Source organism: Oleiphilus sp. HI0117, assembly GCF_001635235.1.
This window is the reverse complement of record NZ_LWGA01000003.1, coordinates 1-5,281: the sequence shown is the minus strand read 5'-3', so window position 1 is coordinate 5,281 and position 5,281 is coordinate 1. Positions and strand designations below refer to the sequence as shown.

6 protein-coding genes are annotated in these 5,281 nt (G+C 42.9%); 3 read left to right on the top strand and 3 right to left on the bottom strand.

The window, feature by feature from the left end; genetic code table 11:
• On the bottom strand, positions 1–898 hold an 898-nt coding region (locus tag A3757_RS00335; RefSeq protein ID WP_156506055.1), incomplete at its 3' end, for a hypothetical protein.
• Positions 899–970: 72 nt separating this feature from the next.
• On the bottom strand, positions 971–1,780 hold the full coding sequence (thiD, locus tag A3757_RS00330) for a bifunctional hydroxymethylpyrimidine kinase/phosphomethylpyrimidine kinase (protein WP_068506541.1): 810 nt from the start codon (positions 1,778–1,780) through the stop codon (positions 971–973).
• A gap of 79 nt (positions 1,781–1,859) precedes the next feature.
• Here thiD and A3757_RS00325 point away from each other — a divergent pair, with 79 nt between their 5' ends.
• Genes A3757_RS00325 through A3757_RS00315 form a run of 3 tightly spaced genes read left to right on the top strand, consistent with a single transcriptional unit; the run spans position 1,860 to position 4,050 of the window.
• Positions 1,860–2,402: a hypothetical protein gene (locus A3757_RS00325; protein WP_156490687.1), complete on the top strand. Its 543-nt coding sequence runs from the start codon at positions 1,860–1,862 to the stop codon at positions 2,400–2,402.
• Entirely contained in the window at positions 2,395–3,459 is a 1,065-nt protein-coding gene (gene mtnA / locus A3757_RS00320) for an S-methyl-5-thioribose-1-phosphate isomerase (RefSeq protein WP_068506400.1), read from the top strand. Before A3757_RS00325 ends, mtnA begins: the two co-directional genes overlap by 8 nt.
• A gap of 30 nt (positions 3,460–3,489) precedes the next feature.
• Positions 3,490–4,050: a DUF1415 domain-containing protein gene (locus A3757_RS00315; RefSeq protein WP_068506406.1), complete on the top strand. Its 561-nt coding sequence runs from the start codon at positions 3,490–3,492 to the stop codon at positions 4,048–4,050.
• A gap of 4 nt (positions 4,051–4,054) precedes the next feature.
• On the opposite strand, the gene A3757_RS00310 is transcribed toward A3757_RS00315, so the two are convergent.
• The coding region (locus A3757_RS00310; protein WP_156506054.1) for a diguanylate cyclase at positions 4,055–5,281 on the bottom strand (1,227 nt) is incomplete at its 5' end.

Sequence of the window (5,281 nt, the reverse complement as noted above, 5' to 3'; positions counted from 1 at the left end):
CAGGCTCAATGTCTTGACCTGATGTAGCTAAGTGAATGTTATTGAGAAGTTCCATTACTTTAAGAACGTGCTTTTCAGCTTCTTCTGGTTTCATTTTTACCGTGCGTTCGGCTTCAATCGCAACGAAGTAAGCTTTTTTAGTCGCCAAAAGAGCATCAATGCCTGCAGCTTTTACCCCCTCTCTATCTCTATAATTCTTCTCAATAAAGCTTGTTGAGGCTTCAAGTTTAGCTTCTGCTTTTTCATAGCTCAATTCGGCGTACTCATCTGCGTCGATGTCCGAGGCACGCTCGAAAAACGAAACAGCTTCATTAAGATGTGTTACTTTTAGTGTCGATATTTCGGTATCAGCCATGTCTTCAAGAAGGTCTACTTCACTCTTTTTAGCATCAGCAACGTTGCCCTGTTCAATTTCTTGAATGATGTCATTTAGCGACTCCATGACATCTTGATATTGGTCGGGTACAAGAGCTGGGGCGTTGAGACTTTCTAGAATGTCGAGATTTTTTAAGGACTCCCTTAGATTTCCTTCAACTTTCTTTTTATTCTCGTAAGCGTTTTCTATATATTTTTGTGCAGCGATCGCGGACATTAAAGAGGCATTTTTTATATCGCTGGGAGGGGCTGTTAGGTACTCGCGTGCTAATGCAATGCTCTCTTCTGCTTGCCTAAGATGTAATGGAGAGAAGAATTCTACGCCTTTTTTCTTCGCAACTAGCAGTTTTTCTTCTGCTTCGTCAATTGCTTGTTCTGGTGTGAAAGTTGACTGTGAAGCTGCTTGGGCAGATTTTTGTTGAACGCTTTCTGATATAGCTACTTGGTTACTGGCACAAGCTGATAGTAGTACTGTTAAACTAGAGGCTAGTATAATTTTTTTCGAAATGCTTAGCTTTGTCATTCTATGAAGTCCCTTAGTAATATTAGTAGCAGTATAGTGCAGAAAATATCCGCAAAGAATTATATCGCTTAATTAGTATTGTGAAAATGGCAACTGATTAATTGGGCCGTAACCATTACCGACCTGTAAACCGTCAGCATTTTGGATACAAGATTCGGTAAATGATATACCTTCTTTAACAGCTATGAATAAGTCTGGCTGTTTAGCCAAGTTTGCAGCGATTGCTGAAGATAGTGTGCATCCGGTTCCATGAGTATTATTTGTTGCAATGCGTTTGTGCGAGAATGAATTCATTGCCTTATTGGTCTGCAGGTAGTCGGTAACGATTTCGCCATTTACATGACCTCCTTTAAGTAGAACGCTACATGCAAATAACTCAGATAATAATAAGGCCTTATTCTGAGTGCATAAATTTTCAGTGTCTTTTCCTTTAAATTGGAGCAGGTAGTTTGCTTCCATAAGGTTGGGTGTTATTAGAGTGGCCAAAGGAAACAAGTTCTCAACCAGGGCTGTTCTTGCGGCTTCTTCTAGAAGCATTACGCCTGAACTGGAAGTAAGGACTGGGTCGATTACTATAGGTGTACTTGTGTTGTTGGAAAGGCATTCTACGACCTCGTTAATAATTTCACTTGAATACAGCATTCCTATCTTTATAGCTTTAAAGTTTATGTCGCTGATGACTGTCTGTAGCTGATCCTTCACAACTTTCGCTGGTAGTGGATAGGTGGCCTTAACTCCCTTTGAGTTTTGAGCTGTGACATTGGTGATGACTGATGCTCCATAGACATTTAAGGCAGTAAATGTTTTGATATCTGCTTGTATGCCTGCACCGCCTGAAGAGTCAGAGCCGGCAATTGTTAGTACATTTGGTGTATACTTCATATAAAGAAGGTCACTTGTAGTTTTGTTCCATGTTGTGTTGCTTAGGTTGAACAACATTTAGATGTTACCAAAGTTTATTATGCCCTACCTTTTCCTTTCCTTGCTTCTTTTATTTACCCTTACTACGAATGCCGGCGTAACGGCAGAAGATATTTTAGGTGAATACTGGAAAGACCCCTTGTTTGGTCAGGCTGCGACTGATCGTACCGTCGAGCTTGAAGTGCTTGTTGGTAGGGTGTGGCCGCAATCTGTCAATATTAGTTCTGGTTCAAAGGTCAGAGTACTTGTTAAAAATCGTACTAACGAGCCTCATTTGCTCGTTTTTACAAAGGACCTGAAAGCTTTATACCAGTCAGAAGCGTACAAGATGTTTGTTCTTGACGAACTCTATCACTCTAAGAAAAAGGCGCAGCAGGGTTCAGGGCATTCGCACTCCGGGAATAGTGTAGGGGATGCAGAATCTATTGTTAAACCGCTATCTCAGAACCCTTCAGTGTTTGTTGTAGGTGGCGATAGAAAAGAAGTGTTAATTGAGTTTGAGGGAACTGGTATTGCAAACTACTCATGCATGATAGAGTCCCACCGAAATAATGAAACAGTAGGAAGTATAGTCATTGAATAATAAGTTTGAGTCTCTAAGCGTCAAAGCGGTCGATTGGCAAGATGGTGCGCTGGTTCTATTGGATCAGAGAAATCTACCTTTGTCTGAAGATTATATGAGTTGTCATGATGTTGAACAGGTTTATACGGCAATCAAGACGATGGTTGTACGTGGAGCGCCTGCAATTGGTATTTGTGCGGCTTACGGTGTTGTTTTGAGCGCAAAAAAGCACTTAATGAATGGAGTCGATTTTTATGAACGTATTAACAAGGATATTGAATTCCTGAGTCAAGCTAGGCCTACCGCGGTAAATTTAGCATGGGCTCTGAAAGTTATGCAGGAAGAGCTCCTAGCGCAGAAAGAGCAGGATTTTAGTTTAGAAAAGCTGCTTCTCCGCGCCCAGGAAATTCATCAAGAGGATATTGCTAACAACTTTAAAATGGGTGATTTAGCCTGTTCCGTGTTTAAACGCTTCCATGAAAAACCGTTCTCTGTCATGACTCATTGTAATGCCGGAGGCTTGGCTACAGGTGGCTATGGAACGGCTTTAGGGGTTATACGCTCAGCCTGGAGTGATGGCTTAATCACTGAAGTCTTTGCAGATGAAACGCGCCCTTGGATGCAAGGTACCCGATTAACTGTTTGGGAGCTCATGAGAGATGATATCCCGGTTACCTTAAATGCGGACTCGGCGGCCTCGTGGGTGATCCAAAACAAATCGGTTGAATGGATTATCGTTGGTGCAGACAGGATTGCAGCTAACGGAGATGTTGTAAACAAGATTGGCACCTACTCTTTGGCGATTCAGGCAAGGTACCATGGCGCAAAGGTAATGGTCGTTGCGCCTAGCAGTACGGTTGATATGGCATCGAAAAACGGTGCGTCTATAGAGATTGAAATGCGTGATTCCGATGAGCTTAAGTGTTTCAGTGGACAACAAGTTTCAGAGGCTAACGTACAGGCACTTAATCCGGTCTTCGATGTGACGCCCGCGAGCTTGGTCGATTATATCGTTACAGAGCGAGGCGTCATTGCTGGGCCGACCTTAGATAAGATGACCGATAAATTCTCGCTTTAATATGAAATGTTTCAGGAAAGGTGTTTAAAGATGTCTAATGAGCTATCCCTTGGCCATGTAGAGTCAGAAGTTGTTGCTTGGCTGGAGCGAGTGGTAATCGGCCTTAACTTGTGTCCGTTTGCTCGCAAACCCTACGAAGACGAACGTGTCCGAATCGCGATCGACACTGGGAGCTCTTATGACTCAATACTTGAACGCTTGTTGGCAGAGTTAAGGTTTCTAGATAATGATAGTAATCTGGCTATTGAAACGACTCTGCTTGTTATCCCAAATGGCTTGAGTGACTTTTATTCTTACTTAGCATGCCTGTCGGATGCGAATTCAATTTTGGTTTCAGAAGGTTACGAAGGTGTATTTCAGTTGGCAAGTTTTCACCCGGATTACCAGTTTGAAGGTACCGAACCGGATGATAAATCGAACTTAACAAATCGCGCTCCCTATCCGGTTTTTCACATAATTAGAGAGCAATCTTTGGAGTATGCGCTAGAAAGTTATGATAACCCTGAAAAAATTCCAGAGCGTAATGTTGAGCTAATGCAGTCAATGGAGGGGGAGCGGTTAAAAGCTTTATTTCCGTGGCTGAGTATTTAGTCGTCTAGGAGAACGAAAGCTGCGCACTACCTTTTGATTTCGCAAGCAGTAGCTTTTTGCTTGCTCTCTTCCAGGCAGAATTAAAGTCTTCATTAGGCAAAATATGTACAACTCCGACGCTGATGCTCGAATTTAGCCACTTTCCATCGCTTGACTTTATTTTGATGGCTTCGAAATCTCGCATTAACCTTTCAACGTAGAGCCTGGCTTGGGGGAGTGAGCAGTTGGATAGAAGTATAGTAAACTTCCCACCACCGACTCTTCCTGCCAGCCCTCTTCTATAGGCGAAGCTATTTTCCTTATCGATCAGCTTTGCGGCTAGGTTATCTCGACGTACTTTTGTTTGGAGCAATTGACCAAACTCGCTAAGCAATAGGTCGCCTGCGTGAAGGCCGTGCGCCTCATTAAACTTCTGAAAGTTGTCAATATCAATATCGATCCAAACAAGGTCGTTCTCGCTAGTTTTAATTGTATGTTCAATTTGAGTGTAGAGGGTTTGACGACTAAAAACCCCTGTTAACTGGTCTTGAGTTGACTCACCCAGATAATTTTCGTCGTCTCTTGCCAGCTTACGGTTTTCTTGTTTCAGGTTTGCGTATTTATAGCCAAGCAAGATGGCTAGCAGCAGTTGCTCGGTCACTGAACCTGCAATGAAAATATTGAGGGTGTCTAGTGATGGGGGGGTGTATCCAAGCCACATCCATACCCATAGGGTGCCCGTAATAAGGTGAGTGGTCCAGGCAAGAAGAAACAACTTCGCCATCGGGGGGTGACGCTTTAGTGCACCGATAGCACAGACAAGTATGATAATTGGAATGACTAGACCTATCGTTTCTACACACATGTAGGCAAGTTGGTCAGACATAAACCCTAGTAGAAATATGGTCGAAAAAGTTGCAGCCAATAACAGGCGTAATAATATATCGAGCTTGGGGATTGTTGTCTTAGTTTCAAGTAGCTCGCGAACGAATACTGTTGCAGAAAACGCAAGCAAGCAAGCGGTCAGGTTGGTGAAGCTACCCTCTCCACCCCAATCGGGAAACGCCAGGCGGTTGTACCCGGTCATGGCAATCATATATAGCGACATACATAAAACGTAAGAGGCGTAATAAGTATAAACTCTTTCTCCAGCAGAGATGCCAATTACCATGTTGTAGACAAAAGCAAGAATCATCAGTCCAAAACACAAGCCATACACAAGATTTCTACTAGCAAGAAGAGAAAGTTGTGA